26 protein-coding genes are annotated in these 24,735 nt (G+C 64.4%); 10 read left to right on the top strand and 16 right to left on the bottom strand.

The features are described from left to right. Positions 1-28 precede the first annotated feature (28 nt). Positions 29-889 carry an aldo/keto reductase gene (locus tag Ga0080574_RS00400; RefSeq protein ID WP_076694040.1) on the top strand — a complete coding sequence of 287 codons (861 nt, stop codon included), beginning with the start codon at positions 29-31 and terminating at the stop codon, positions 887-889. Between the two features lie 615 nt (positions 890-1,504). Here Ga0080574_RS00400 and repC read toward each other — a convergent pair. The 4 genes from repC to fliI all read right to left on the bottom strand — a co-directional run bounded on the left by repC (position 1,505) and on the right by fliI (position 6,748). Further along, on the bottom strand, positions 1,505-2,800 hold the full coding sequence (gene repC / locus Ga0080574_RS00395; RefSeq protein WP_076694037.1) for a plasmid replication protein RepC: 1,296 nt from the start codon (positions 2,798-2,800) through the stop codon (positions 1,505-1,507). A gap of 247 nt (positions 2,801-3,047) precedes the next feature. Further along, entirely contained in the window at positions 3,048-4,016 is a 969-nt protein-coding gene (gene repB / locus Ga0080574_RS00390; protein ID WP_076694035.1) for a plasmid partitioning protein RepB, read from the bottom strand. Continuing rightward, a complete protein-coding gene (gene repA / locus Ga0080574_RS00385; RefSeq protein ID WP_076694033.1) occupies positions 4,016-5,200 on the bottom strand; it encodes a plasmid partitioning protein RepA in 1,185 nt (394 codons plus the stop codon). The genes repB and repA overlap by 1 nt, the downstream gene beginning before the upstream one ends. 210 nt (positions 5,201-5,410) lie before the next feature. After that, positions 5,411-6,748, bottom strand: coding sequence for a flagellar protein export ATPase FliI (gene fliI, locus Ga0080574_RS00380; RefSeq protein WP_076694031.1), 1,338 nt, complete (start codon positions 6,746-6,748; stop codon positions 5,411-5,413). A 67-nt stretch (positions 6,749-6,815) separates the two neighbouring features. Between fliI and Ga0080574_RS00375 the strand changes: the two genes are divergently transcribed. Genes Ga0080574_RS00375 through Ga0080574_RS00340 form a run of 8 tightly spaced genes read left to right on the top strand, consistent with a single transcriptional unit; the run spans position 6,816 to position 13,057 of the window. Beyond that, positions 6,816-7,217, top strand: a complete 402-nt coding sequence (locus Ga0080574_RS00375) for a flagellar basal body rod protein FlgB (RefSeq protein ID WP_076694029.1) — start codon at positions 6,816-6,818, stop codon at positions 7,215-7,217. A 10-nt stretch (positions 7,218-7,227) separates the two neighbouring features. Then, complete coding sequence (gene flgC, locus Ga0080574_RS00370; protein WP_076694027.1) at positions 7,228-7,638, top strand: flagellar basal body rod protein FlgC; 411 nt, start codon at positions 7,228-7,230, stop codon at positions 7,636-7,638. 11 nt (positions 7,639-7,649) lie between these two features. Continuing rightward, positions 7,650-7,976, top strand: coding sequence for a flagellar hook-basal body complex protein FliE (fliE, locus tag Ga0080574_RS00365; RefSeq protein ID WP_076694025.1), 327 nt, complete (start codon positions 7,650-7,652; stop codon positions 7,974-7,976). Positions 7,977-8,004: 28 nt separating this feature from the next. Then, on the top strand, positions 8,005-8,274 hold the full coding sequence (locus Ga0080574_RS00360) for a flagellar biosynthetic protein FliQ (protein ID WP_076694023.1): 270 nt from the start codon (positions 8,005-8,007) through the stop codon (positions 8,272-8,274). Beyond that, positions 8,274-9,074, top strand: coding sequence for a transglycosylase SLT domain-containing protein (locus Ga0080574_RS00355; protein ID WP_076694021.1), 801 nt, complete (start codon positions 8,274-8,276; stop codon positions 9,072-9,074). The genes Ga0080574_RS00360 and Ga0080574_RS00355 overlap by 1 nt, the downstream gene beginning before the upstream one ends. A 5-nt stretch (positions 9,075-9,079) precedes the next feature. Further along, entirely contained in the window at positions 9,080-11,170 is a 2,091-nt protein-coding gene (gene flhA, locus Ga0080574_RS00350) for a flagellar biosynthesis protein FlhA (RefSeq protein WP_076694155.1), read from the top strand. Then, positions 11,171-11,926 carry a flagellar biosynthetic protein FliR gene (locus Ga0080574_RS00345; RefSeq protein ID WP_076694019.1) on the top strand — a complete coding sequence of 252 codons (756 nt, stop codon included), beginning with the start codon at positions 11,171-11,173 and terminating at the stop codon, positions 11,924-11,926. Positions 11,927-11,929: 3 nt separating this feature from the next. Further along, a complete protein-coding gene (locus Ga0080574_RS00340) occupies positions 11,930-13,057 on the top strand; it encodes an EscU/YscU/HrcU family type III secretion system export apparatus switch protein (RefSeq protein ID WP_076694017.1) in 1,128 nt (375 codons plus the stop codon). A 4-nt stretch (positions 13,058-13,061) separates the two neighbouring features. On the opposite strand, the gene Ga0080574_RS00335 is transcribed toward Ga0080574_RS00340, so the two are convergent. The 4 genes from Ga0080574_RS00335 to Ga0080574_RS00320 form a co-directional block, all read right to left on the bottom strand. Next, on the bottom strand, positions 13,062-13,451 hold the full coding sequence (locus tag Ga0080574_RS00335) for a type II toxin-antitoxin system VapC family toxin (protein ID WP_076694016.1): 390 nt from the start codon (positions 13,449-13,451) through the stop codon (positions 13,062-13,064). Continuing rightward, positions 13,452-13,679: a type II toxin-antitoxin system Phd/YefM family antitoxin gene (locus Ga0080574_RS00330; RefSeq protein WP_076694014.1), complete on the bottom strand. Its 228-nt coding sequence runs from the start codon at positions 13,677-13,679 to the stop codon at positions 13,452-13,454. Positions 13,680-13,784: 105 nt separating this feature from the next. After that, positions 13,785-14,930 (bottom strand): acetylornithine deacetylase, encoded by a 1,146-nt coding sequence (argE, locus tag Ga0080574_RS00325; protein WP_076694012.1) that lies wholly within the window; start codon positions 14,928-14,930, stop codon positions 13,785-13,787. A gap of 24 nt (positions 14,931-14,954) precedes the next feature. Beyond that, the gene (locus Ga0080574_RS00320; RefSeq protein WP_076694010.1) at positions 14,955-16,304 is read right to left on the bottom strand and encodes an aminotransferase class III-fold pyridoxal phosphate-dependent enzyme; all 1,350 of its coding nucleotides are present in this window, start codon (positions 16,302-16,304) and stop codon (positions 14,955-14,957) included. A gap of 112 nt (positions 16,305-16,416) precedes the next feature. On the opposite strand from Ga0080574_RS00320, the gene Ga0080574_RS00315 reads away from it, so the two are divergent. Further along, on the top strand, positions 16,417-17,241 hold the full coding sequence (locus Ga0080574_RS00315) for a helix-turn-helix transcriptional regulator (protein ID WP_237219230.1): 825 nt from the start codon (positions 16,417-16,419) through the stop codon (positions 17,239-17,241). Here the strand turns inward: Ga0080574_RS00315 and Ga0080574_RS00310 are convergent. The 8 genes from Ga0080574_RS00310 to Ga0080574_RS00275 form a co-directional block, all read right to left on the bottom strand. Continuing rightward, entirely contained in the window at positions 17,177-18,169 is a 993-nt protein-coding gene (locus Ga0080574_RS00310) for a LysR family transcriptional regulator (RefSeq protein WP_076694008.1), read from the bottom strand. The two genes, Ga0080574_RS00315 and Ga0080574_RS00310, sit on opposite strands and share 65 nt — an antisense overlap. Before the next feature lie 26 nt (positions 18,170-18,195). Beyond that, on the bottom strand, positions 18,196-19,689 hold the full coding sequence (locus Ga0080574_RS00305) for an aldehyde dehydrogenase (RefSeq protein WP_380659267.1): 1,494 nt from the start codon (positions 19,687-19,689) through the stop codon (positions 18,196-18,198). Positions 19,690-19,714: 25 nt separating this feature from the next. Beyond that, positions 19,715-20,389, bottom strand: a complete 675-nt coding sequence (locus tag Ga0080574_RS00300; RefSeq protein ID WP_076694006.1) for a DUF1028 domain-containing protein — start codon at positions 20,387-20,389, stop codon at positions 19,715-19,717. Between the two features lie 4 nt (positions 20,390-20,393). After that, positions 20,394-20,822: a RidA family protein gene (locus Ga0080574_RS00295; RefSeq protein ID WP_076694004.1), complete on the bottom strand. Its 429-nt coding sequence runs from the start codon at positions 20,820-20,822 to the stop codon at positions 20,394-20,396. Positions 20,823-20,905: 83 nt separating this feature from the next. Next, a complete protein-coding gene (locus tag Ga0080574_RS00290) occupies positions 20,906-21,919 on the bottom strand; it encodes an extracellular solute-binding protein (RefSeq protein WP_076694002.1) in 1,014 nt (337 codons plus the stop codon). A 69-nt stretch (positions 21,920-21,988) separates the two neighbouring features. Beyond that, on the bottom strand, positions 21,989-22,783 hold the full coding sequence (locus Ga0080574_RS00285; protein ID WP_076694000.1) for an ABC transporter permease: 795 nt from the start codon (positions 22,781-22,783) through the stop codon (positions 21,989-21,991). Next, complete coding sequence (locus Ga0080574_RS00280) at positions 22,780-23,655, bottom strand: ABC transporter permease (RefSeq protein ID WP_076693998.1); 876 nt, start codon at positions 23,653-23,655, stop codon at positions 22,780-22,782. The genes Ga0080574_RS00285 and Ga0080574_RS00280 overlap by 4 nt, the downstream gene beginning before the upstream one ends. Continuing rightward, positions 23,652-24,725 carry an ABC transporter ATP-binding protein gene (locus Ga0080574_RS00275; RefSeq protein ID WP_076693996.1) on the bottom strand — a complete coding sequence of 358 codons (1,074 nt, stop codon included), beginning with the start codon at positions 24,723-24,725 and terminating at the stop codon, positions 23,652-23,654. The genes Ga0080574_RS00280 and Ga0080574_RS00275 overlap by 4 nt, the downstream gene beginning before the upstream one ends. Positions 24,726-24,735 lie beyond the last annotated feature (10 nt).

Below are 24,735 nucleotides of genomic sequence, written 5' to 3'. Positions count from 1 at the left end.
GGGAAACGTCAGAAGGAAAGGGACTCAGATGATCCTCGAAGAAACATACACTCTGTCCAATGGTGTCGAAATTCCCAAGCTCGGGCTCGGCACCTGGATGATCGAAGACGATGTGGTCGCCGATGCCGTGAAAGCCGCCATCGACCTCGGCTATCGCCATATCGACACCGCCCAGGCCTATGGCAACGAACGCGGCGTTGGCGAAGGCATCCGCAACGCCGGCATCGCCCGCGACCAGATCTTCCTGCAAACCAAGCTCGCCGCCGAGGTCAAGGATTACGAGGGCGCCAAGGCCGCCATCGACGGCTCGCTCGACACCCTCGGGCTCGACTATATCGACCTGATGATCATCCACAGCCCGCAGCCCTGGGCGGATTTTTCTGGCGACGACCGCTTTTTCGAGGGCAACCTCGCGGCGTGGAAAGCGTTGGAAGAGGCCTATGACGCCGGCAAGATCCGCGCCATCGGCGTGTCGAATTTCCAGAAGGAAGATCTCGACAACCTGCTCGAAAACGCGCGCATCAAGCCGATGGTCGACCAGATCCTCGCCCATGTGAGCAACACGCCGTTCGAGCTGATCGACTATGCCAAGAGCAAAGGCGTGACGGTCGAGGCCTATTCGCCTATCGCCCACGGCAAGATCCTCGACAATGCCGAGATCGGCGCCATGGCCGAGAAATACGGCGTGACCGTGCCGCAGCTCTGCATCCGCTACGTGCTCCAACTGGGCCTGGTCGCGCTGCCGAAAACCGGCAACCCGGACCACATGAAGGGCAACGCCGCTGTTGAGTTCGAGATTTCCGAGGCAGACATGGACGCGCTGAAGACGATCGAGCCGATCAAGGACTACGGCGACGCCAGCGTTTTCCCGGTCTACGCAAAGACCTGATCCACACCCTGCGGGCAGGCGCTGCGTCTGCCCGTCTTCCTACCAGCGCCTCCTGGCAGCCGTTGTGGTATGTCAGCCAGCTATCTCGAACGCTTTTCCTCATGAGCATGTCGGTTCTCATCCCCTTCGGCGCGCCATAGGTGATCCGGCAGATTGGCGTGATCGTCCGGCCGAGAGCGGATCAACATACTGCACAAGGTGATGGCGATGTTCTTCTTGTCGGACACAATATGCAGTTCTCTGTGGGCTGATCCGACAAAAACGACACATCTTCAGTGGATTCCAAATGCGCTGCGATGGGCACAAGAGGTTATCCGAGATATGATCTTAGGGCCGTTGGTGGTGTCCCTGCATGCGAGTAGCCTGTCTACGATCTCCTGGACACGGCGCTTTCCGCGACTTTCTTGCGCTTGAACCGCCTCGCTTTACTACGCTTAGTTATGTCCAATAATATTTTCATTGTGCATGGCAGATGCTCACTCAGCAGTGGCCTTGGAGATCAAGGGAAAAAGATCACATCGCCCGTCTCTTTCATGGCGCTGGCTTGCGCCTTCGGCTGGCATCGTTTTTCCAGCCGACCTTCAGTGCTGCACCCTCATAACAAAGACTCCGGGGTCACAAGGCACTCAACTTCGTCTGGCGCTTCAAGCGACCATGAAAGCTTCGGTCGAGATGCAGCTCCCCTGCCCTGGCCTTCCGGATCATGCCATACAGATATCCACTTGGTGAGGTCACCTCACCCGCACAGTGTTTTTCAAAGACAAGCGCCAGCGCCGCTGTTGCGCACCTGTTGCCCAACTGCTCCTGGGCTCGATTCCATACCAGTTTGGATAGGCCGATCATTGGTCCCAGTTGGCCTGCAATCCGGTGTAGATCGTTCCAGTTCGCTATCGCTTCACCCATGGTCTTTGCCCAGATGGAGAATTCAGGACAAGCGCGGACCATTGTGGGGAAATGAGGCTCATCGCTCATATTCTGGGGCTTGCGTGATTGTTCGACCCGCTGTGTTTCAATGTCGTTCTGCCCTTTGGTATCAGGCTTGTTGTTTGGTGTTGTCGCGATTTCCGATCCTGTACTTGTTACAATATGAAGTTGATTTGTAGCTTGTATGTGGGGGTCGGAAATGGCCCCCACGGTGTTCTGTTTGGTGGATTTTTCAGATCTTTCCTCAGGGGTTTGGTCTGAGTTCTCCACAGCTTCGACACTGCTCAGAAGGATCGTTTCGACCCGCTCTAGTAGTTTTTGAAAGCCCGTCAGCAGCTGTTCGAGGGTTTCTCGGCAGGCGTTGCGTCGGGGTAGCCGTGCAAGCAGATCATCGAAGAAGGCCGAAAGCCGGTCCCAAGGGCCGTCGAGCGTCTCACGCTGAGCGGCTTCGATGCGGGCGCGGATCATACGGCGGGTGATGGTGATCTGCCGTTTGAGGCGCTGGCATTCGGTGCGTTCCGCCTGCAACTCGGCATGCAGTTGCTCGAATTCTTCAGCACGGGCGGCCAGTGGAGACAGATCGAAGCCATAGGCTTCAACGATCACACCTTCGGCGTCGCGATATCCCCAGCGCTTGCCGTTAGGGCTGTCACGGAAGGTGATTATGCCGGCCTCTGTCAAACGTCGCGCATGACGCTTCAGAGCGGAGAGAGAGAAGCCTGTCCGTTCCATGAGATAGGCGTTCGATGCCCAGACAATGGGTCGCCGTCCAGCCGTCCAGTCCTGTGGCTGTGTAAAGGCACCGAGCGTGTCCAGTAGCAGAAGGTCTCCGGGTTTGAGACCGATCTGTGGCCCGACACGCTTTGCTGCGGTGAAGGCCCGCGCTTTCGGAATGGCGGCGCGTTCGCCGGCACGGGCATGTCGTTCGGCGATTGCCAGCCCGGCGGTTGCCTTGCGCCATCCCGACGGTTGGCTGTCGTGAGACACAGCATATCCTGTCCGGGACAGCCCTGCCCCGGTCGCTCCACGCGGAGCATCGTTGAATTGTTCCATTTATTTGCCAGCAGACAAAGAAATCCCGTTCGCTCAGGAGCGTTTTCTCTTGTATGGCGATTCGCTGGCTGCTAGATTCTAGGTGTCTAATCTAAGAATTGCGCTTTGCGCAGCAGCCCTCGAAACTCCGGTTTCGGGGGTTTTCTTTGTTCGCCTTCCTCCTTTCTGCTCGTCCTCAGGTTCAGCTGTCATCCTTGGCGTTTACATCTGTAAACGCCGCGTAGGATTCCTTGATGATCTCCGCCAGGTTCTCGTCGAGCCAATCCGCGAAGGCGGCGTTTTCGCCTGTTTTTTTCACGGACAGCGAGAGCGAGCTCCGGCTGGATTTGATTGTCACGCCGTCGACGGGCGTGATTTCGGTGGCTGTGCCGCCCTGCCGGGCACCGCGCTTTGCCGCCTCTTTCAGCAGGGTTTCCAGACGCTCGTCAGAGCTCAGCTCCGGCGGCATCTTTTTAAGCAGATCGAGCGCCGCCCGCTCCGTAAGCTTGCCAGTGGCGAAGAGCTCGGCAAGCGCGGTCCATTTCGGGCGCCCGGATCGCGGCGCGGCCCCAAGCTGGTCGCCGACCTTTGCGGGCACGTTCTGCGTGACCTTGCTCAGATGGGAAAGGCCCGAGGCGGACAGGTTGAGTACCTGCCGCGCGGTCGCACCGTCATGGCCCGCAGCCTGAATCGCCTCGGCAAAGCGCGCCTTTTCATAGAAGGAAAGGTTGCGCCGCGCGGCGTTTTCCAGCCCCTTGGCCAGCAGCGCCGTCGCATCGTCGACATCCTGAACATTGGCGCGCACCTTGATGCCAAGCTCGCGGCAGGCTTTCAGCCGCCGCCGTCCATAGATCGCCTCATAGCGCCCCTCGGTTTTGGCGCGGCGCACGAGGATCGGGACATGCTGCCCGCCCTCCTCGATGCTGGTTTTGAGCGCCTCGAAACTGTCGTCATCCTCGTCGGGGTTTACAGCTGTAAACTCCTCGAGCCGGTCCGCCGGACCCCAATCGTCGATGAGTGCGGGGTCAATCTCGCGGATCGCGGCGAGCGAGCCCTGAAGCGCACCGAGGGCAGGGGCGCTGGTGCGGGGGGTCTTTTCCGGCGCGTTGCCGCCCGAGCGGGCGATGGTGTTGGCGATGCCGGACATGTCCTTGAGCGATTTTCTGGCCATTATTTACGCCCCCAGGCCTGGTGGATCATCGTCTCGACCTCATGGCCGACCGCATCCATGGAACTTTTTGCGCGATCGTAGGTCGCGCGTGTCATCTCCGATCGGACAACCTCGTAGATCGACTGTTTCAGCATCGTGGCATCGCTGATCGCGGTGCTCTTGAGCGCGGTTGCCGAGATCACCCGATCCTGAAACAGCGCCCGCATGAAGGATGTGAGCTGTTGTGAGGGCACGTCGGTCGGCTCGTCGCGGGTGATGAGAAACTTGAAGTGATCGTATTGCAGCGTCGCGCCGGCATCCTCGATCACGCCCATATAGGCGCCCGCGAGTTCCAGAAACTGTGCGGTGGAGGAGACATCCAGCATCGACGGCGTCAGCGGCACGACCAGCGAGCTGGCGGCGGCCATGCCGGCGATGGTCAGAAAGCCGAGCTGCGGCGGGCTGTCCATGAGCACAAGATCGAAATCACCCTCGACCTGCGCCAGCGCGTTGCGGATGCGGGTAAAGAACGGCTGATCGGGGTTGGAATGCACCGCCGATTCCGTCTCGAATTCCGAGAGCAACAGGCGCGAGGGCGCAATCGACAGGCCGGGGAAATAGGTGGGCACCACGACATCGGCCATGTCGACCGGATTGTCATAACGGATCGCGTCGTAAACGGTGAGCCCGTCGAATTCGATCTCGGGGCTGATGCCGCACATCGAGGTCAGCGAGCCCTGCGGATCGAGATCGACGACCAGAACCCGGTAGCCGCGCAGGGCAAAATAATGCGCGAGATGGATGCTCGTCGTGCTCTTGCTGCTGCCGCCCTTGAAGTTCATCAGCTGCCAGACCTGGAGCTTTTCATCGCCGCTGCGGCGGGGCACGTAGCGGCCCTTTTTGCGCGAGGATTGTTCGAGGATTTCGCGGGCGTCCCAAAGCTCCTGGGCGGAGTAGTAGCGCCGCCCGCCGCGGATATCGGCGGGCTCGGGGATGGTGCCTTCGGCATGAACCTTGCGCATGAACTGGCCCGAAACACCCAGCAGCTCTGCCGCCTCGGGGGCGGAGAAATGACGCAGCGTTTTGGTGTTGTCCGGGGCGAAGGCCGAGAGCAGATGCTCGCGGATCGCGGCGTTCAGACGCTCCGAAATTTCGGTCGCGAGAGCCGAGGGCCGCTCGGTCGCCAGTGGTGTCACAGGAATCATGTGGTTGCCCCAAATCCAGAAATGTGGCCTTTTTCACGCCACTTGAGATCAAAGGCCGTGATTCACCCCTCTAAGTCAAGGATTTTCGCGGATATAGTGTCTAATGCGGCGGTTCGAGACTATATGCGCCAAGGCTGCCGAGGGCTGTTTACAACTGTAAACGTCGCGCGCCGTCTGCGATAGGGGAAAGGGCAGGCTGCGTCAGGTGGGCTATGTCGCGAGGCCCGCGCCGGCGAGGCACTGTCTGAGCTGCTCAAACGTCTCGCCCGGTTCCATCGCCTCGCGCTTGCCCTGCGACAGCAGCGCGTCCAGCGGTTCGGCCAGCCGGATCGCCGAATCGACCTCGGCATCGCTGCCCTGACGATAGGCGCCGATCCGGATCAGCTCTTCCATATCCGCGTAGCGCGCTGCCGCCCGGCGCGCGGTCTTGAACAGCGCGTATTCCTCTTCGCTGTGACAGTCCGGGAGCATCCGCGAGATCGAGCGCAGCAGGTTCACCGCCGGGAACCGGCCCTGCTCGGCGATCTTGCGATCGAGCACGATATGGCCGTCGAGAATGCCGCGCACCGCGTCGGCAATCGGATCCTCCATATCGTCGCCATCCATCAGCACCGTATAAAGCGCGGTGATGTCGCCGGCCTCGCCCGACCCGGGGCCGGCGCGTTCCATCATCCTCGGCAGCTCGGCAAAGGTGGTGGGCGGGTAGCCCTTGGAGGTCGGTGGCTCGCCTCCCGCCAGGCCGATCTCGCGCTGCGCCATGGCAAAGCGGGTCACGCTGTCGAGCAGCAGCAGAACCTGTTTGCCCTGATCGCGGAAATGCTCGGCCACGGCGGTGGCGGTCCAGGCGGCCTGCCGGCGCATCAGCGGCGGCTCGTCCCCGGTCGAGACCACGACGACCGCGCGCGCCAGACCCTCTTCGCCAAGATCGTCCTGAAGGAAATCCTGAACCTCGCGGCCGCGCTCGCCGACCAGCCCGACCACGATCACATCCGCCTGCGCATTGCGCGCCAGCATTGCCATCATGGTCGACTTGCCGACGCCCGAGCCGGCAAAGACCCCCATGCGCTGACCCCGGCACAGCGGGGTGAAGGCATCCATGACCTTGAGCCGGGTCGCCAGCCGGGGCCCGACGCGGCGGCGCTGAAAGGCCGGGGGAGGGGCCGCGCGGATGGTGCGCGGTTCGGCGCCCTCGGGCAGCCGCCCCTTACCGTCGAGCGGGCGCCCGATCGCATCGAGCACCCGGCCGATCCAGGCGTCGTCGGGTCGGATCTCGGCGGCGCTGTGGCTGACCGCGACCGGATCGCCGGCGCGCACGCCGTCCCAGCTGCCGAAAGGCAGGAGCCGCGTGCCCTGCGCATCGACCCCCACAACCTCGGCCAGTACCGGCCCGCCGCTGCCCTGCACCACGCAATGCGACCCGATTCCCATCGCGCGCTCCAGACCGGAGACGGTGAGCACCAGCCCCAGCGCAGAGGTCACCTGACCGGTTATACTTGCCCTTTCAATGGTCCTTGTAAGGCTTGAAAGCTCTGAAAAGGCTGTGTGCATGGTCTCTATCCATTGCTAACGCGGATTTATTCATGCTATCCTTGTTTCAAGCAAAAGGGAACTGGTGATGAAGCTTGCGGGTATGTCGTTTTTTCAGCTCGCCTCTCAGCGCATGAAGTGGCTGGGCGCGCGGCAGTCGGTGATCTCCGAGAATATCGCGAATGCGGATACGCCGGAGTACAAGGCGAAGGAGATCAGCTCTTTCGAAAGCATGACCGACGGCGCGCGCACGGTGCGCGGGCTGAATGTGACCAACGCCAAGCATATCCAGAGCGTGGGCGGCGCGCCGGACGGCGTGCGGGTGACCACCGACGAGAGCGCCTGGGAGGGCAGCCTCGACGGCAACACCGTGGCGCTCGAACAGCAGACCATCAAGGCCGCCGAGGTGGCCGGCAATTACCGGCTGGCGGCAGAGCTCTACCGCAAGGGTCACACGCTGCTGACCATCGCCGTCACCGGCATTCGTTAAGGGGGACATCATGGACTCGCTGAAATCCATCAGCGCCATCGCCGCGAGCGGCATGCGGGCGCAGGGCGAACGGCTCAAGGTCGTCTCGGAAAACGTCGCCAATGCCAATTCCACCGGCACCAGCCCGGGCGAGGAGCCCTATCGTCGCAAGATCATCTCCTTCGAGGAAATGGTCGACCGCGAGAGCGGCAACTCCATGGTCGAGGTCTCGGGCATTCGCCGCGACGATACCGATTTCGAACTGCGCTACGATCCCGCCCATCCAGCGGCGGATCAGGACGGGTTCATCAAGGTGTCCAACGTCAAGACCATCCTCGAGATGAGCAATATGCGCGAAGCCTCGCGCAGCTATCAGGCCAATCTCAATATGTTCGAAACCGGGCGCAACATGCGCTCGCAGCTTCTCGATTTGCTGAAATAAGGTAACCCGTCATGGCTGATGCCTCTTCTCTCCTTTCGATCAACGCCGCCTCGGGGGCCTATCGGGCCTCGCGCGACATGGCGGCCGAACCGGGCGCCGTCGCGGCGCCTGCGGCCGACAAGCCCAGCTTTTCCGACATGCTGGCCGAGGCCGGTCGTGATGCGGTGCAGACCGTGCGCCACGCCGAGGCGGTGGCACAGACCGGATTGCAGGGGCAGGCCGACACCCAGGCGGTGGTCGAGGCCACGCTGGAGCTGGATTCGACCGTGCGCACCGCCGTCTCGGTGCGTGACAAGCTGGTCGAGGCCTATCAGGAAATCATCCGTATGCCGGTCTGAGCAGCGGTCTGATCGGGCAGGGGGCACTGTGACCGAGAGCGACACCCATAGGATACTCTCCGACGCCTTCCTCACCGTGCTTTACGCGGCGGGGCCGATCATGGCGATTGCCCTGGTCGTAGGTCTGCTCATCGCGTTCTTTCAGGCGCTGACGCAGATTCAGGAGATGACGCTCACCTTCGTGCCCAAGATCGTCGCGATTTTTCTCGGGCTGCTGGTCTTCACGCCCTTCATGTACTCCATGGTCAAGACGCTCTCTGATCGTGCCTTCGATCTTATCGTCAGCGGGGGCTCGTGATGCGCTGGCTTGCGGGGATGCTGACGGTGCTGGTTGCCGTGTTCGCGGCGGGGCAGGGGGCCTTTGCCGACTGGAGCAATTTCTATCGTCCCAGTGCCCGGGCTGAGGCCGCCGCGCGTCCCGGCGCCGCCGTCGATCCCGCCGGGGTCTGCATTCAGGAGATCCTGCGCGCGCAGCTGCGCCACCAGATCCCCGGCAATCTGCTGCTCGGCATCGGCTTGCAGGAGGCCGGGCTGATGCATGAGGGCGAGCTGACGATCTGGCCCTGGGTCGCAAATGCCGATGGCGACGGGCGGTTTTTTTCCAGCCCCGGCACCACGGCAAGCTGGGTGCGCGCGCGTCAGGGGCAGGGGGTCGAGTCCATCGACGTCGGATGCATGCAGGTCAATCTGCGCTGGCACCCGGATGCCTTTGCCTCGGTCGAGGAGGGGCTCGACCCGGCGCGCAATGTCGACTACGCGGCGCGGCTGCTGGTGAGCCTTTACGGCCAGACCGGTGACTGGATCGAGGCGGCGGGGCGGTATCATTCGGCCACCGAGCAATACAAGGACGCCTACCTCTCGCGGCTCAAGCAGAATGTCGATATCGCCAATGAACGGCTCGACATCTTTCGTGCGCTAGCCTCTCGCGGGGTCGGGGCAGGGGGCGTTGTGACCGCCGCCGCAGCACCGCTGCCGGCGGGGCATTTCTGGACCTCCGATCTCACGCAGCGCTCCGGCGCCGCCGCCGAGGGCGCGCGCAGTCTCTTCGGGCGCGGCGTCATGGAGCCGGTGCTGCCCGCATTCCGGAAGATGTTCTGATGGCGATGTCAGATCCCATCCTCAACGCCGCCGGCTCCGGCTGGCTGACGCGGGGCCGGGGTAACCGGGATATCGGCTTTGCCGTCGCGGTGATCCTGATCCTCGCGGTGCTCTTTGTGCCGCTGCCGCCGGTGATCCTCGATTTCGGGCTGGCGGTGTCGCTCTCGGTCTCGGTGCTGATCCTGATGGTGGCGCTGTGGATTCCGAAGCCGCTGGAGTTCAACAGCTTCCCCACGCTGCTGCTGGTCGTGACGATGATGCGCCTGTCGCTCAACGTGGCCTCGACCCGGCTGATCCTGTCCGAAGGCCATACCGGCGCCAGCGCCGCTGGCGGGGTGATCGAGGGCTTTTCGCGCTTCATCGTTTCGGGCAATTTCATCATCGGGATCGTGGTTTTCGCCATTCTGGTGGTGATCAACTTCGTGGTGATCACCAAGGGTTCGACCCGCATCGCCGAGGTTTCCGCCCGCTTCTCGCTCGACTCGATGCCCGGCAAGCAGATGGCCATCGACGCCGATCTCGGCGCCGGTCTCATCGACGAGGAACAGGCCCGGTCCCGCCGCAAGGAGCTGGAGGACGAGAGCAGTTTCTTCGGCGCCATGGACGGTGCCGCGAAATTCGTGCGCGGCGACGCGGTGGCCGGCATCATCATCACGCTGATCAACGTGGTGGGCGGCATCCTGATCGGCGTCGCGCAGCACGGGCTGAGCCTTTCCGAGGCGGCGGATTTCTACACGTCGCTGACCATCGGCGACGGGCTGGTGACGCAGGTGCCGGCATTGATCGTGTCGCTGGCTGCGGGCCTGATCGTCACCAAGGGCGGCACCGAAGGCGCGACCAACGAGGCGGTTCTGGGCCAGCTCTCGCGCTTCCCGAAAGCACTGTTCATGGCCTCCGTGCTGCTCTTCGGCATCGGGCTTCTGCCTGGCTTTCCCAGCGTGGTGTTCACGCTGCTCGCCGGGCTCATGGTGTCGCTCGGCGTGGTGGTGGCGCAGCAGGCGCGCACCGCGCGGGTCTCGGCGGCGCGCGACGAGGCGGCCAAGCAAAAGGCCGAGGCCGCGACGCCCGAGGACAATATCAAGGACACACTGAAGCTCGACAGCCTGCGGCTGGAGCTGGGGCAGGCGCTGGTGCCGCTGATCTCCAGCAGCGACGCGGCACTGGCCGGCAAGATCAAGAGCCTGCGCAACCTCTTTGCTCGCGAGTTCGGCTTCGTACTGCCCTCGGTGCGGATCAAGGATGAGCCGATGCTGCCGGGGCAGTGCTATGCGCTGATCGTGCAGGGGGTCGAGGTGGCGCGGGGCGAGGTGCGGCCCGCCGGGCTCATGGTGGTCAATCCCGGCGATTGCGGGTTGCCGGGCGAGCGCGGCAAGGATCCGACCTTCGGGTTGGAGGCGCTCTGGGTCGATGCCGAGAACGGGCCGCGCGCCGAGGCGATGGGGCTCACCGTGGTCGATCCGGAAAGCGTGATCATCACCCACCTGACCGAGGTGGTGAAGGAACACCTGCCCGAGCTGATGACCTATGGTGCCACGCAGGATCTGGTGGAGGGCCTGGACCGCGAATATCAGAAGCTCGCCAACGAGATCCCGGGCAACGCGCCGCTGGTGCTGATCCAGCATGTGCTGCAGAACCTGCTGGCCGAGCGCGTTTCCATCCGCAACCTGCCGCTGATCGTCGAATCCATCGCCGAGGCCAAGCGCAGCACCTCGAACGTGGTGCAGATCACCGAACTGGTGCGGCGGCGGCTGTCTAACCAGATCTGCAAGTCGCTGATCGACGATACCGGGTTCATTTCCGTGCTGTCCATGTCGCCCGCCTGGGAAAAGGAGTTCCTCGAAGCGCTGCGGGTCAATGGCGACGACCGGAATTTCGTGATGTCGCCGCAGCGGGTGCAGGAATTCGTGTTGCAGGCACGGCGCGAGATCCAGCGCTTTGCCGAGCAGGACCAGTGGCCGGCGCTGCTGGTCAGCCCCGAGGTGCGCAGCTTTGTGCGCTCGATGCTGGAACGGGTGAGCCCGATGACCGTGGTGCTCTCGCATAACGAGATCCACCGCAAGGCGGCGCTGCGCACCGTCGCGACGATCGGGCAGTAGATGAACCTCTCGGCGCTGCTCACGCTGGAATTCCTCGGGGTGGCGATGGTCTTTGCCCGGCTGGGCGGCGTGCTGATGTTCATGCCGGCGCTTGGCGAGACCTATATCCCCACACGCCACCGTCTGGCCTTCGCGGTGCTGCTGTCGCTGACGCTCTACCCGGCGCTGCCGGTGGGGCCGATCTCGCTCGACACGCCGGGGCAGCTCTTGGGCACGTTTGCCATCGAGCTGACACTGGGGGTCTGGATCGGCATGACGGCACGGATCCTGATGACCGGGCTGCAATTCGCCGGCTATCAGATCGGGCTGATCTCGGGCCTGTCCAACGCGTTTTCGCCCGACTTAGGGTCTTTTCAGGGCTCCACGCTGATCTCCACCGGGCTGATGCTTGGCGGCATCGCGGTGATCTTTGCCACCGATCTGCATCACCTGATCATCCGCGCCATGATGATGAGCTACGACATGTTCCCGCCGGGCCGCATCCTCACCGGCGATCTGGCGCAGCAGATGGTCAAGGCGGTGGGGCAGAGCTTTTATCTCGGACTCACCGTGGCCGCGCCGTTCTACGTCATGGGGCTCCTGGCCAATCTCGGCATGGGGCTCGCGGCGCGGATGATGCCGGCGCTGCCGGTGTTCTTTGTCGCCGCGCCGGTGCTGATCATGGCGGGGCTCTTGGTGCTGGGGCTTGCCGCGCCGATGATGCTGCGCGAATTCGCGGATCGTTTCGCCGACTGGCTCGGCCTGCTGGTGTTCTGAGCCATGGCCGACGAGGACAAGGACAACAAGACAGAAGAGCCGACAGAGCGCCGGCTGCGGAAGGCTCGCGAGAAGGGCGATGTCGCCTCCTCCAGAGAGGCCGGCACGCTGATGGCGGTGCTGTCGCTCTTCGGGATCACCGCCTTTGTGCTGCCCTCGGTCTCGGCGCCGCTCACCGGGCTGTTGCGCGGCGTGTTCGAGACGGCGGGGCAGGTGCATATCGGTGGCGATGTCACCGGGCTGCGCGATCTGGGCGGGGTCACGCGCGAGCTGCTGCGCGGCGTCGTGTTGCTGCTCTCGCCGATGATCCTGCTGATGGTGCTGGGCGCGCTGGCCGGCGTGGCGCTTCAGGGAGAGGTGGTGGTCGCGGCGGAGCGGCTGCGGCCGAAATGGTCCAAGATCTCGCCCGCGGCGGGGCTGAAACGGCTGTTCTCGCTCGCCTCCTTCGTCGAGTTCCTGAAAAGCGTGAGCAAGGTGCTCGCGGTCGGCGCGATTGCCGGCTGGGTGAGCTATCGCGCGGTGCGGCAGATCTGGCAGGGGCAGGGGATCTTTCCCGAGATGCTGGCCGATTACGCGCGGCAGGCGGCGGGGCAGATGCTCTTGATGACGCTGGCGCTGGTGGCGGTGATCGCCATCGCCGATATCATGTGGAAGCGTTTCGACCATCGCCGCAAGCAGCGCATGTCCTTCCAGGAAATCAAGGACGAGATGAAGGAGACCGAGGGCGATCCACAGATCCGCGCCAAGCGGCTGGGTCTGCGCCGCGAACGCGCCCGCCAGCGCATCGCTGCGGCAGTGCCGCGCGCCACGGTGATCCTCACCAACCCGACCCATTACGCAGTGGCGCTGAAATACGAGAACGGCGTCGATCTGGCGCCGGTCTGTCTGGCCAAGGGCACCGATCTCATGGCGGCGCAGATCCGCCGGCTGGCCCGCGACTCCGAGATCCCGATTGTCGAGAACCGCCCGCTGGCGCGCGCGCTCTACGATGTGAGCGAGATCGACCGCGAGATCCCCGTCGAGCACTGGGAGGCGGTGGCGGCGATCATCGGTTATGTGCTGGATCTGGAGCGCAATATCCGCCGCGCGCCGCCCGAAGGCTCGCGGCTGCGCGACGAAGACGAGGTCTGAACGCCTACCAGATCGGCTGAAGTTCCGGCAGCCCGGCAAAGGCCGCGTCGCGTGTGACCAGCCGCAGGCCGGCCTCGGCGGCGGTGGCGCCGATGATCCGGTCGAACGGGTCGCGATGCGCCCAGTCCCAGAGCGCCGCGCGCAGGCTGATTTCCGGCGTGAACGGCGCCAGCAGCCCGCCCTGATCGCGCAGGATCTGCGGCAGGTCAGAGACCATTCCGGCCATTTCGGGCCATTTTCCGATGCGCACCTTCTGCCCGATCTCGAAAAACGAGATTGGACTGACCATCACCGCCTCGGCACTCAGGATCGCCGCGCGCGCGGCGGGCGAAAGCAGAGTCTCGTCGGCAAAGGACCAGACCCAGGCATGGGTGTCGAGCAGGACGGCAGGCACTCAGTGGCCTTCCCAGAGATCCAGCTCGTCTTCGTCCAGCGGTTCGAGGAAATCGGGCAGGGCGCCCAGCTTGCCCTGCTGCGTGCCGAGCTTGAAACCCGACTGTGCCACCGGCACCAGCCGCACCACCGGGCGCGCGCCCTTGGCGATGATCACCTCTTCGCCCGCGAGCGCGGCATCGATCAGCTTGGAAAGCTGGCTCTTGGCGGTGTGGACGTTGAATTGCATGACGCGGGCTCCGGAATGGATATGGCTAAGTTAGCTAATCCTGCCTGCGATTTCAATGGCCGACATGCGATCAAGGTTCTGCTTGCCGAATCTGCCGGGGCGGTCTCAGTCTTTGAGACTGTCGAGAATGCGGTCCATCATCGCATCGCATGCGGCAAGCTGGGGCAGGGTGACGTATTCGTCGGGCTTGTGCCCCTGTCCCTCCATCGAGCCGGGGCCGCAGACCACGGTGGGGATGCCGAGGCCCTGAAAATACCCGGCCTCGGTGCCGAAAGCGACCTTGGTGACCGCGTTGCTTTGCGCAAGCCCCTTGGCCAGCGTGACGATCCCTGCATCCTCGCGCTGATCGAGTCCGGGATAGGCATTGACCTGCGTGACATCTATCCGCGCCTGCGGGCTCTGCGCGGCGAAATGCCCGGTGACGCGCGTCGCCGCGTCATGGATCCGCGCGGCGATCTCTTCGGCGGGGTCGGCGGCGAGGTGGCGGTATTCGAAGCGCAGCTCGGCGCGGTCCGGCACGATATTCAGCGCGGTTCCGCCCGAGAGCGTGCCCACATGGATCGTCGAATAGGGCACGCCATAGGCCGGATCGCGGGCGCCGTTTCGCGCGTAGTGGTCCTGAATGCCGCGCAGCTCGGTCACGAACTCCGCCGCCAGATGCAGGGCGTTGACAAAGCGCGGTGCCAGTGCCGAATGCCCGCTTTCACCATGACACACCGCCTCGAAGGCAGCCTTGCCCTTGTGACCGATGGCGACCTGCATCTCGGTCGGCTCGCCGACGAAACAGGCCCGCGGCGTGCCGAGCGCCTCGGGCAGTGCACCGATCATCGACCGGATGCCGACGCAGCCGATCTCCTCGTCATAGGAAATGGCCAGTTTCAGCGGCTCGCGCAGCGGCACTTTCGCCGCGCGATCGGCGAGCGCCAGCATGCTGGCGAGATAGCCCTTCATATCCGTGGTGCCGCGCCCGTAGAGCCGCTCGCCTTCGCGGGTCAGGCGGAACGGATCGCGGTGCCACTCCTGCCCTGCCACCGGCACCACATCCGTATGCGCCGAGAGTATCACCCCGTGACCCTCCGGTCCCAGCACGGCAAAGAGCCCGGCCTTCTCTCCGGTCGTGTCCGGCAGGCGCGTAATGTGGAAGCCGCGCGCCCTGAGGTATTCCTCGACGAACCCGATCAGCGGCAGGTTGGATCTGGCGCTGGTGGTGTCGAAGGCGATCAGCCGGTCGAGAAGAGAGAGCGTGTCCATGAGATGCCTTGCGCTGTGTCGCGATCAGAGCCCCGCCGCGATTTCGGTGATGGCCTCGCGCAGAATGCCCTCGATCTCGTCGATCATCGGCTCATCCATGATGAGCGTCGGCGACAGGATCAGCACATTGCCCAGAGGCCGGGCGACAAGACCGCGTTTCTGGCAGGCGCGGGCAACCTTGAGCCCGACCTCCGCCTCGGCAGGATGGCTTGCCTTTGTCGCGCGGTCCTTGACGAATTCGATGCCCATCATGAAATGGCTGCCCCGCACCTCGCCGACCAACTCAAGATCGGCAAGCCCGCGCAGCTTGCGCTCGAAATAGGCGCCGGTTGTCCGCACGCGCTCGGGAATGCCCTCGCGCTCCATGATGGCGATATTGGTGAGCGCGGCGGCGGCGGCGGCGGGATGGCCGGAATAGTTCATGCCATGCAGGAACATGCCGTCGGGGCCGGAAATCACGTCGTGGATCTCGTCCGACACGATGGTGGCCGACATCGGCTGATAGCCCGAGGTCAGACCCTTGGCGGTGTTGATGATGTCGGGCGTGGTGTCGAACACAGCTTCGGAGGCAAAGAAATGCCCGAGCCGGCCAAACGCGGTGACCACCTCGTCGGCGATATATTTGATGTCATTCGCGCGGCAGATCTCCTGCATGCGGCGGTGATAGCCCGCCGGCGCGGTGATCACGCCGCCGGCGCCCTGGATGGGCTCGGCGATGAAGGCGCAGATGTTCTCCGCGCCGATCTGCTCGATGCTGTCCGTCAGCTCTCCGGCCAGTGCATCGAGGAACTCCGCCTCGCTCATGCCCTCGCCCTCGCGCCAGAAATGCGGCGCGCGCAGGTGGTGGACGAGATCGGAGGCAGCGGTCCAGCCCTCGGAATAGGCGGGCGTCGTAATCGCCATCGCAAGATGGGTGGAGCCGTGATAGGCGCCGTGCCGCGACAGCACCTTGAGCTTGTTGGGGCGCCCCTTGCGGATGTTGTAATGGTGCAGGATGCGGATCGCACTGTCATTGGCGACCGAGCCGGAATTGCCGAAATAGACCGCGTTGAGATCGCCCGGCGCCAGCGAGGCCAGCTTTTCCGACAAGGCGGCGGCAGTGGGGTGGGTGAAGTTGTAGAAGGTCGAGTAATAGTCGAGTTGGCGGAGCTGCTCCGTGATGGCGTCGATCATCTCCTGCCGCCCGTGGCCGATATTCACGCACCAGAGCCCGGCGATACCGTCGATCATCCGGTGACCTTCATTGTCATAGACATGGGCGCCCTCGGCGCGGCTGATGACGGTCCGCGCGCCCTGCGCCTTGAGCGCGTTCAGGTCGGCGAAGGACTGGATGAGGTGGCTGTCCTGGGCAAGAATCTCGGCGGTGCTGGTCATATCGGTCTCTGATCGGCTGAGGGTGGGAATGTGCGGGGAGATACCCCTTTCAACTCGATTTGAGATTAAGATATGATTCTCTGAGGGGTATATACCCCCAAGGAGGTATCCCGTGACCCGCAGCCTTGCCCTCACCGGTGACGACCCGCGCGCCACAGCGCTGGCGGCGGCGCTGGAGGCGCTCGGTATGGCAGGATTCCCGGCGGTGCTGGCGGGCTGGCTGGGCCGCGAGCTTGCCTTCGATAATGTCACGACGCTGGCTTATCGCGACGGCGCGGCGCCCGAGATGCTCTACCGCGCGGCGGCGGAGCCCCGGGTGCATGCGCGGCTCGACAGCGCCTATCTGGAGGGTGCCTATCTGCTCGATCCGTTCCACCAGTTGCATCTCGATGCGGCGCCGGACGGGCTCTATCGCCTGCAAGACATCGCGCCGGATCACTTCACCCGGGGCGATTATTACCTGACCTACTACGCCGGCACGACGCTGACTGACGAGATCGCCTATGTCGCCTCGCCCGCGCCGGGGGTGAGCGTGACCGTCTGCCTTGGTCGCGACGCCTCGTCGGGAAAGCGGTTTTCCGGCCGCGATCTGGCCGAGGCCGCGCGCATCGCGCCTGTCTGCCTCGCGCTGATGCGGCGGCACTGGGCAGGGCTCCATCCGGGCGGTGCGCCGGCACCCGAGAGCGATGCGGTGGTCGAGAGGCTGCGGCGCAACGCGGCGGCAAGGCTCGGGATCGAACTGACCCCGCGCCAGGCGGAAACCGCGTTTCTGATCCTCAAGGGGCATTCCACCGCCTCCATCGCGCTGCGGCTCGATCTCAGCCCGCAGACCGTCAAGGTGTTCCGCAAACAGCTCTATCACCGCTGCGCCATCAGCTCTCAGGCGGAACTGTTTTCGCTGTTCCTGCCACTGCTGGGCGCGCCTGAGGCCCGCTGACCTCCAGCGGCACGCCGCCGCGCGAAAACCCGTCATGCACCCAGCTCTGCGCGAACTCGACAAAGCTGCGCACCACATGGGTGGTCTCGGCCTGCGGCGGCACCAGAAGGCCCATCTTCAACGCCCGCAGTTCCCCGGCGAGCGGGATGAATTTCAGCGCCTTGCCGTCGGGCGAGAGACCGTTCAGCGGGCGCAGATTGGCGATGGAATAGCCAAAGCCGTTGGCCACGAGGCTGCGCACCACCGCGATGTCGCGCGAACGCTCGGCGATCTCGGGCTTGATGCCCTTTTCCTGAAAGAAGGACAGGAAGTAATCGGCGCTCTGCGGCAGGTCGAGCAGCACCATGGGCAGGGCGCGCAGCTCCTCCACGGCGATCTCCTCGCGCTCGGCCAGCGGGTGATCGGCGGCGATGAGCACGAAGGGCGGCAGCGCCATCAGCGGGATGAAGGTCAGATCCGGCGGCACCACCAGGTCATAGGCCAGCGCCACGTCGATCTCTGCCCGGCGCAGGGCGCTGACCAGATCGTTGGCATCGTATTCCGACTGGGTGAAGCGGGCGTCGGGATAGGCATCGACGAAATCCCGCCGCAGCGCCGGCAGGACCACCTGCGCAAAGGTCAGCATGCAGCCCACCGTGATCGGCCCGCGCACCTGACCCGAGATGTCGCCTGCCAGATCGATCAGCCGGTCGGCTTCGCGCAGCACCGCCCTGGCCTGATCCATCAGCGCCCGGCCCGCCTGCGTCAGCGACAGGCCCTGCGCGTGTTGGCGCACGAAAAGCGGCATGCCGAACTCGGTTTCCAGCTGCGAGATCGCGGTGGAGATCGACGGCGACGAGACATTCACCCGCCCCGCCGCCACGGTGATGCTGCCCGCCTCTCCGACCGCCACGAAATATTCAAGCTGCCGGAGCGTGTAACGGATCATTGGGCGCCTCTTGGCCACGTCGCGACCTACAGTTTGTACTTGATCCAGGTGGTTTTCAACGCCGTGTATTTGTCGAGCGAATGCAGCGAGAGATCGCGCCCGAAGCCCGATTGCTTCATGCCTCCAAAAGGCGTCTGGGCCGAGAGCGCATCGACGGTGTTCACCGAGACGGTGCCCACATGCAGCCGGTCGGAGACGCGCATGGCGCGGCTGAGATTGTCGGTCCAGACCGAGGCGGCGAGACCATATATGCTGTCATTGGCCATGGCGATGACCTCTTCCTCGGTGTCGAAGGGGATGACGGCAAGCACCGGGCCGAACACCTCTTCGGTGGCGATGGGATCGTGTTGCGCCACATCGCCAAAGACGGTGGGCGCCACGAAGCAGCCCTTGCCCGCAAGCGTCACACGCTCGCCGCCGGAGACCAGCCGCGCGCTTTCCCGCGCCGCCGCGATCCGCGCCATGATGGATTGCGTCTGCTTCTCGTCCACGATGGCGCCGAGCCTGGTCGCAGGGTCCAGCGGGTTGCCGGGGGCCATCGCCTCGGCGCGGGCTTTCAGCAGCGCGAGGAATTCGTCCTGAATCGAGCGCTCCACATAAAGCCGGCTGTTGGCGGAACAGACCTGCCCGCCATTGAAAAAGATCCCGAAGGCGGCCATGTCGGCGGCGGTTTCCAGATCCTCGCAATCGGCAAAGACGATATTGGGGCTCTTGCCGCCGGTCTCGGGCCAGACCGCTTTCAGGTTCGACTGGCCGGAATATTCCATGAATTTCTTGCCCACGGCGGTGGAGCCGGTGAAGGCGAGGCAATCCACATCCATATGCAGGCCAAGCGCCTTGCCCGCCGTGGTGCCAAAGCCGGGCACCACGTTGAAGACGCCCGGCGGCACCCCCGCCTCGGAGGCGAGCTCCGCCAGACGCAGCGCCGAAAGCGGCGACTGCTCGGCGGGTTTCAACACCACGGAATTGCCGGCGGCCAGCGCCGCGGCGGATTTCCACGTCGCCATATCGAGCGGGAAGTTCCACGGCACCACCGCGCCCACAACCCCCAGCGGCACCCGGCGCACCAGCGCCAGATCGCCTTTGCCGGTGGGGGCGACCTCGTCGTAAAGCTTGTCGATGGCCTCGGCATACCACTGGAAGAAATGCGCCGAGCCGGGCACATCGACGGTGGCCGCATCCGTGACCGGTTTGCCCATGTCGAGACTGTCGAGCAGCGCCAGCTCCACCAGATTCTCGCGGATGAGCTCGGCGAGCTTCAGCAGCACCGCCCTGCGCCCGCCCGGATCCATGCGCGACCAGCGCCCGTCCTCAAAGGCGGCGCGGGCGGCCTTGACCGCGCGGTCCACATCGGCGGCGTCGCACTCGGCGATCTGCGCGATCTCCTCGCCCGTCGCCGGGTTGATCGTGGCAAAGGTCTTGCCCGAGGCCGCGTCGGTGAATTGCCCGTCGATATAGGCTTTCGTGCGGAAGCAGAGGGCGGCGGCGGCCTCCTGCCAGTCGGCAAAGCTCAGGTCCATGATGTCTCTCTTGTCGGTCTGTGCGTCATTCGTCGCCCGGCACGCCATAGGAGGGCGCCTCGCGCGGATCGAGGGCGCGCTGCACATAGGCGTCGAGCTGAGGTTTGTAGATGTCCCAGGCGGTGGCGACGGCTTCGATGGGGCACTCCTCGGTCCAGTCGCAGCGCAGATCGGCGACCGGCCAGGCGACCCTGTCGACGATCATCATGCCGGCGGAATGCACCGGCCCGGCTTCGCCGCCGGCGGCGAGGCCCGCGCGCATCGCGGCAAGCAGCCGGTCGCCGATATGGCCGGTGCTGGCGAGATAGGCGTCGACGATGGCCTGCGGGACGCCGTCATTGGCCAGCAGGTTGCCGCCCGAGGCGACATCCCGCGCCCGCGCCTCCGTCCAGATGCCCAGCGAGTTGGGGCCGGAATGGATGGCGGTGTTGCCGTCGGTATCGACGGCCAGCACCTGCCGGTACTCGATAAAGCTGCCCGTCGCCTTGATCTCGGCAATCGCCTCGGCGGCGCTCATGCCGCCCGCCATCAGGTCGAGCGTGCGCGGCCCGAGCGTCGGGTCGGTGACGTTCTGCGAGGCGACAGCGCCCACGCCCGCGCGGGCATAGGAGCAGCGCGCGGCGACGGCGGGGGAGGAGGAGGAGATCGCGACACCGAACATGCCGGTCTCGGGGCAGCGGGCGACGAGCGAAAAGGTCATGCGATCAGGCCTTGTAGTCGTCGGGGATCACGGCGGTGCCGTCGATTTCGACCAGCCAGTCGGGCCGTGCCAGCGCGCTCACCACAAGCCCCGTCGAGACCGGATGCACGCCTTTGATATATTCTCCCATGGTGCGGTAGACCGCCTCGCGGTGGCGCACATCGGTGATATAGACCACCACCTTCACCAGATGCTCCATCGAGCCGCCGGCTTCTTCGATGAGCTGCCGGATGTTCTGCATGACCTTGTGGGTCTGCTCCACCGGGTCGTGGCTCTCGATATTCCTGGCATCGTCGAGGTTCTGCGGGCACTGGCCGCGCAGCCAGACCGTCTTGCCGCCCTGCGTGACCACGGCCTGACAGAGATCGTTGTCGAGCTTCTGCTCGGGATAGGTCTCTTTGGTGTTGAAGGGGCGGATGCGCGTATGGGCCATCTTGGTCTCCTTGGGGCGGACGGATCTTTTGCCCGTGCCGCCGGGGTGGGCCCGCCCCGGGATCGCCGGGGCGGGGAAGGGGATTATTGCAGCAGGTCGGTCCAGACCTTGGTCACCAGATCCTGCGCGGCGGGGCTGCATGCCTGGGCAAAGACCACCGGCACGTCGGGGAACAGCTCGGGCGCGTTCTCCTTGGTGTAGAGCGCTTTGCTCTCGTCGATCTCGACCGGCGCGGAATGCGCGTAATAGTTATTCTGCTCGGTGGCGTTCTCGACAGTGGACATGAACTCGATAAAGGCCTTGGCGTTGTCGACATTCGCGGCCCCCGCCGGGACGACAAAGCTGTCGAGCCAGCCGACGAGCCCCTCTTTCGGCGCAGCATATTCCACATTCGCCCCGCTGTTGCGCAGGCGCAGCGTGTTGCCGTCCCACCAGAAATGCGCGGCGACCTCGCCGGAGCCGAGGCGGTTCTCGATATTGTCCGAGGTATAGGCGACCACCGAGGGTTTCTGTTCCATCAGCAGGTCATAGACCTTTTTCATCTCGGCCTTGTCCTCGGTGCAGTATTCGACACCGAGATAGAGCTGCGCCGCCGAGACGACCTCGTCGGGATAGAAGAGCAGTGCGATGGAGCCCGCGAGATCGGTCGGCTCGAACAGCACCGACCAGCTATCGACGGGGCCGTCATATTTGTCGCGGTTCACCGAGAAGCCGGCGGTGCCATAGGCGAGCGGGATGGAATAGTCGTTTTCCGGATCCCACCACTGGCCCTGCCAGCGCTCGTCGAGCTGGTCATAGGCGTCGAGCTCATAGGCGTCGATGTCTTCCAGCAGGCCCTCGTCGGCCATGATCTTCACGAAGTGCTGCGAAGGGGTCACCAGGTCATAGCCCGAAGAGCCGGCCTGAAGCTTGGTCAGCGCGTCCTCGTTGGAGGAAAAGCTGTCGACATTCACCTCGATGCCGGTCTCCTCGGAGAACTTGGCGATGAGGTCGGGCGAGATGGAATCCGCCCAAGCGTAGATGTTCAGCTCGCCCTCGGCAGCGGCGGGCAGCGCGACGGGCAGGATCAGTGTGGTTGCGAGAAGCAGTTTCTTCATGTGTCGTTTCTCCTTGTTGCGCCCTTGTTGGTTAGCGTGGAGGGGGTGGCCCAAGGGCAGGGCCGAAAGTCAGCTGCGTCGCATCGCCCTGGCGTTGAGGATCAGAACCAGCGTGGCCAGCAGCAGCGAGGCGGCGATCAGCAATGTGGAAATGGCGTTCAGCTCGGGCGTGGTGCCCTGCCGGATCAGGCTGAAGATATAGACGGGCAGGGTGGTCGCGCCGCCGGAGTTCAGCAGGTTCGAGGTGATGAAATCGTCCATCGACATGACGAAGGCGGTCATCGCGCCGGCAAAGACGCCGGGCAGGATCATCGGCAGCGTGACCAGCCGGAAGGCGGTGAAGGGGGCGGCGTATAGGTCGCGCGCGGCTTCTTCGAAATCGAGCGACATGCCCTGAAGCCGGGCGCGGATCGGCAGGAAGGCGAAAGGGGTGCAGAAGGCGGTATGAGCCAGCACCAGTTTCAGCAGCCCGTTGGTCAGCCCGATCTGCGAAAACAGGATCAGCACCGCCACCGCCAGCACGATCTCGGGCAGCAGCAGCGGCAGGTTGACCACGGTTTCCGAGACGCGGCGGAATTTCATGTCGGTGGCGCGGGTCAGCACGATGGCGGCCAGCAGCGCGATGAGCGTGGCGCAAAGGGTCGAGATCAGCGCCACGGTCAGCGAGATCTCCAGCGCGCCCATCAGCGCCTCGTTCTCCAGCGCGGCGGCGTACCATTTGGTCGAGAACCCGGTCCAGACCGAGACCAGCCGGTTGTCGTTGAAGGAATAGAAAACCACGACGCCGATGGGCAGGTAGAGCCAGAGAAAGAATAGGATGCTGAGCGGGCGCAGGCCGGGATAGGAGCGGATATTCTGGCTCATAGCGCGACCTCCGCCTGACGGGTGGCACGGCGGGCATTCAGCAGCAGCACGATCACAACAAGCGTCAGCAGGACCATGGCGATGGCCGCGCCAAAGGGCCAGTTGCGCGCGCCGCCGAACTGCGTCTGGATCAGCGTGCCCATCATGAGCTGCTTGCCGCCGCCCAGGAGCATCGGCTCCAGCACCGTGCCGAGGCTCGGCACGAAAACGAGGATGCTGCCGGCGGTGAGGCCCGGCGCGGCCAGCGGCAGGATCACCCGGCGCAGCGCCGTCCAGCGCCCGCCATAGAGGTCGTGGCTGGCCTCGATCAGCGCCGGGTCGATCTTTTCCACCGAGGCATAGACCGGCAGGATCATCAGCGGGATATAGCTGTAGACCATGCCGGTGATCATCGCGCCGGGGGTGAAGAGAAAGCCCGAGATGTCGGCGCCGCCGAACAGGCGATAGACGCGCTCCAGGAGCCCGTCATTGCCGAGGATGATCAGCCAGGCATAGACCCGCACGATCATCGACACCCAGAAGGGCAGTGTCACGAGGTACAAAAGCACGATCTTCAGCCGCGCCGATTGCTGCGCGATGTAATAGGCGACGGGCAGGGCGAGAAGCACGCAGATCGCCGTGGCGGCGCCCGCGAAGAGCAGCGTGCGGGCGATGATGGCCAGGTATTTCGGATCGAATTCCAGCTCGTCCGTCCAGCCCTCGGTGAACAGGATCTGCCGGTAGGACGTGATATCGAAGCCCCAGTCGAACCCGCCATAGGCGCCGCGCTCGGCGACGCTGACGCCCGCGACGATCAGGATCGGCACGATCAGCGTCAGCAGCATCAGCGCCCAGGCGGGCACGAGGCCCCAGAAGCGGAAGGCCCGGCTCATTGGCCCAGCACCCGCGCGTTGGGTTCGCGAAAGCCGATACGGACGGTGCTGCCGATCTCCAGCGAGTCCTGATGCGACTGCGCGTTGCGGCGCGACAGGCGCAGCGTCACCTCGCCCACCTGCACGGTGTAATGGGTGAACCCGCCCATATAGTTGCGCGACCGCACCGTCGCGTCGAAAAGCGCGCCCTCGGCCTGCTCGTTCACGCCGATCTTTTCCGGCCGGATCGACATGGTGGCGGGGCCGGGACCGCTCAGCCCCTGGTGGCTGGTGGTGATATCGGTGCCAAGCGCAGTGCGGATCGTCGCTTGCGCACCCTCCACCGCAATCACCTCGCCGTCGAGGAAATTGGTGTCGCCGATGAAATCCGCGACAAAGCGGTTGCCGGGATCCTCGTAGATCTCTTTCGGGCTGCCGATCTGCTGCACCCGCCCGTTGCCCATGACCGCGATGCGGTCGGACATGTCGAGCGCCTCTTCCTGATCGTGGGTGACAAAGACAAAGGTGATGCCGGTTTCGCGCTGAAGCGTGCGCAGCTCGTCGCGCATCGCTTGCCGCAGCTTCAGATCCAGCGCCGAGAGCGGCTCGTCGAGCAGCAGCACCTCGGGCTCCGCCGCCAGCGCGCGGGCCAGCGCGATGCGCTGGCGCTGGCCGCCCGAGAGCTGGTCGGGCTTGCGCGCCGCGAATTGCTCCATATGCACCATTTCCAGCATTCGGCCCACGCGCTCGGTGATGCGTGCCTTGTCCCAGCCGAGGTTTTTCAGCCCGAACGCGATGTTCTGGCTCAGCGTCATATGCGGAAACAGCGCGTAGTTCTGAAAGACCGTGTTCACCCGCCGCTTATGCGCGGGCATCTGCGCGATCTCTTTCCCGTTGAGCAGCAGCGTGCCGGCGCTCGGCGTCTCGAACCCGGCGATCATCCGCAGCAGCGTGGTCTTGCCGCAGCCCGACGGCCCCAGAAGCGTGAAGAACTCGTTCTGGAAGATCTTGAAATCGACATGGTCGAGCGCCGTGTAATCGCCGAAACGCTTCGACACGTTCACGACTTCGATCGCGGAGGGGCGGCTCATGCGGGCATCC

Origin of the sequence: Salipiger abyssi (assembly GCF_001975705.1) — a bacterium.
In the GTDB taxonomy this organism is placed as follows: Bacteria; Pseudomonadota; Alphaproteobacteria; order Rhodobacterales; family Rhodobacteraceae; genus Salipiger; species Salipiger abyssi.
Note: the sequence above shows the minus strand (reverse complement) of the source record. Positions and strands in the feature narration are given on the sequence as shown.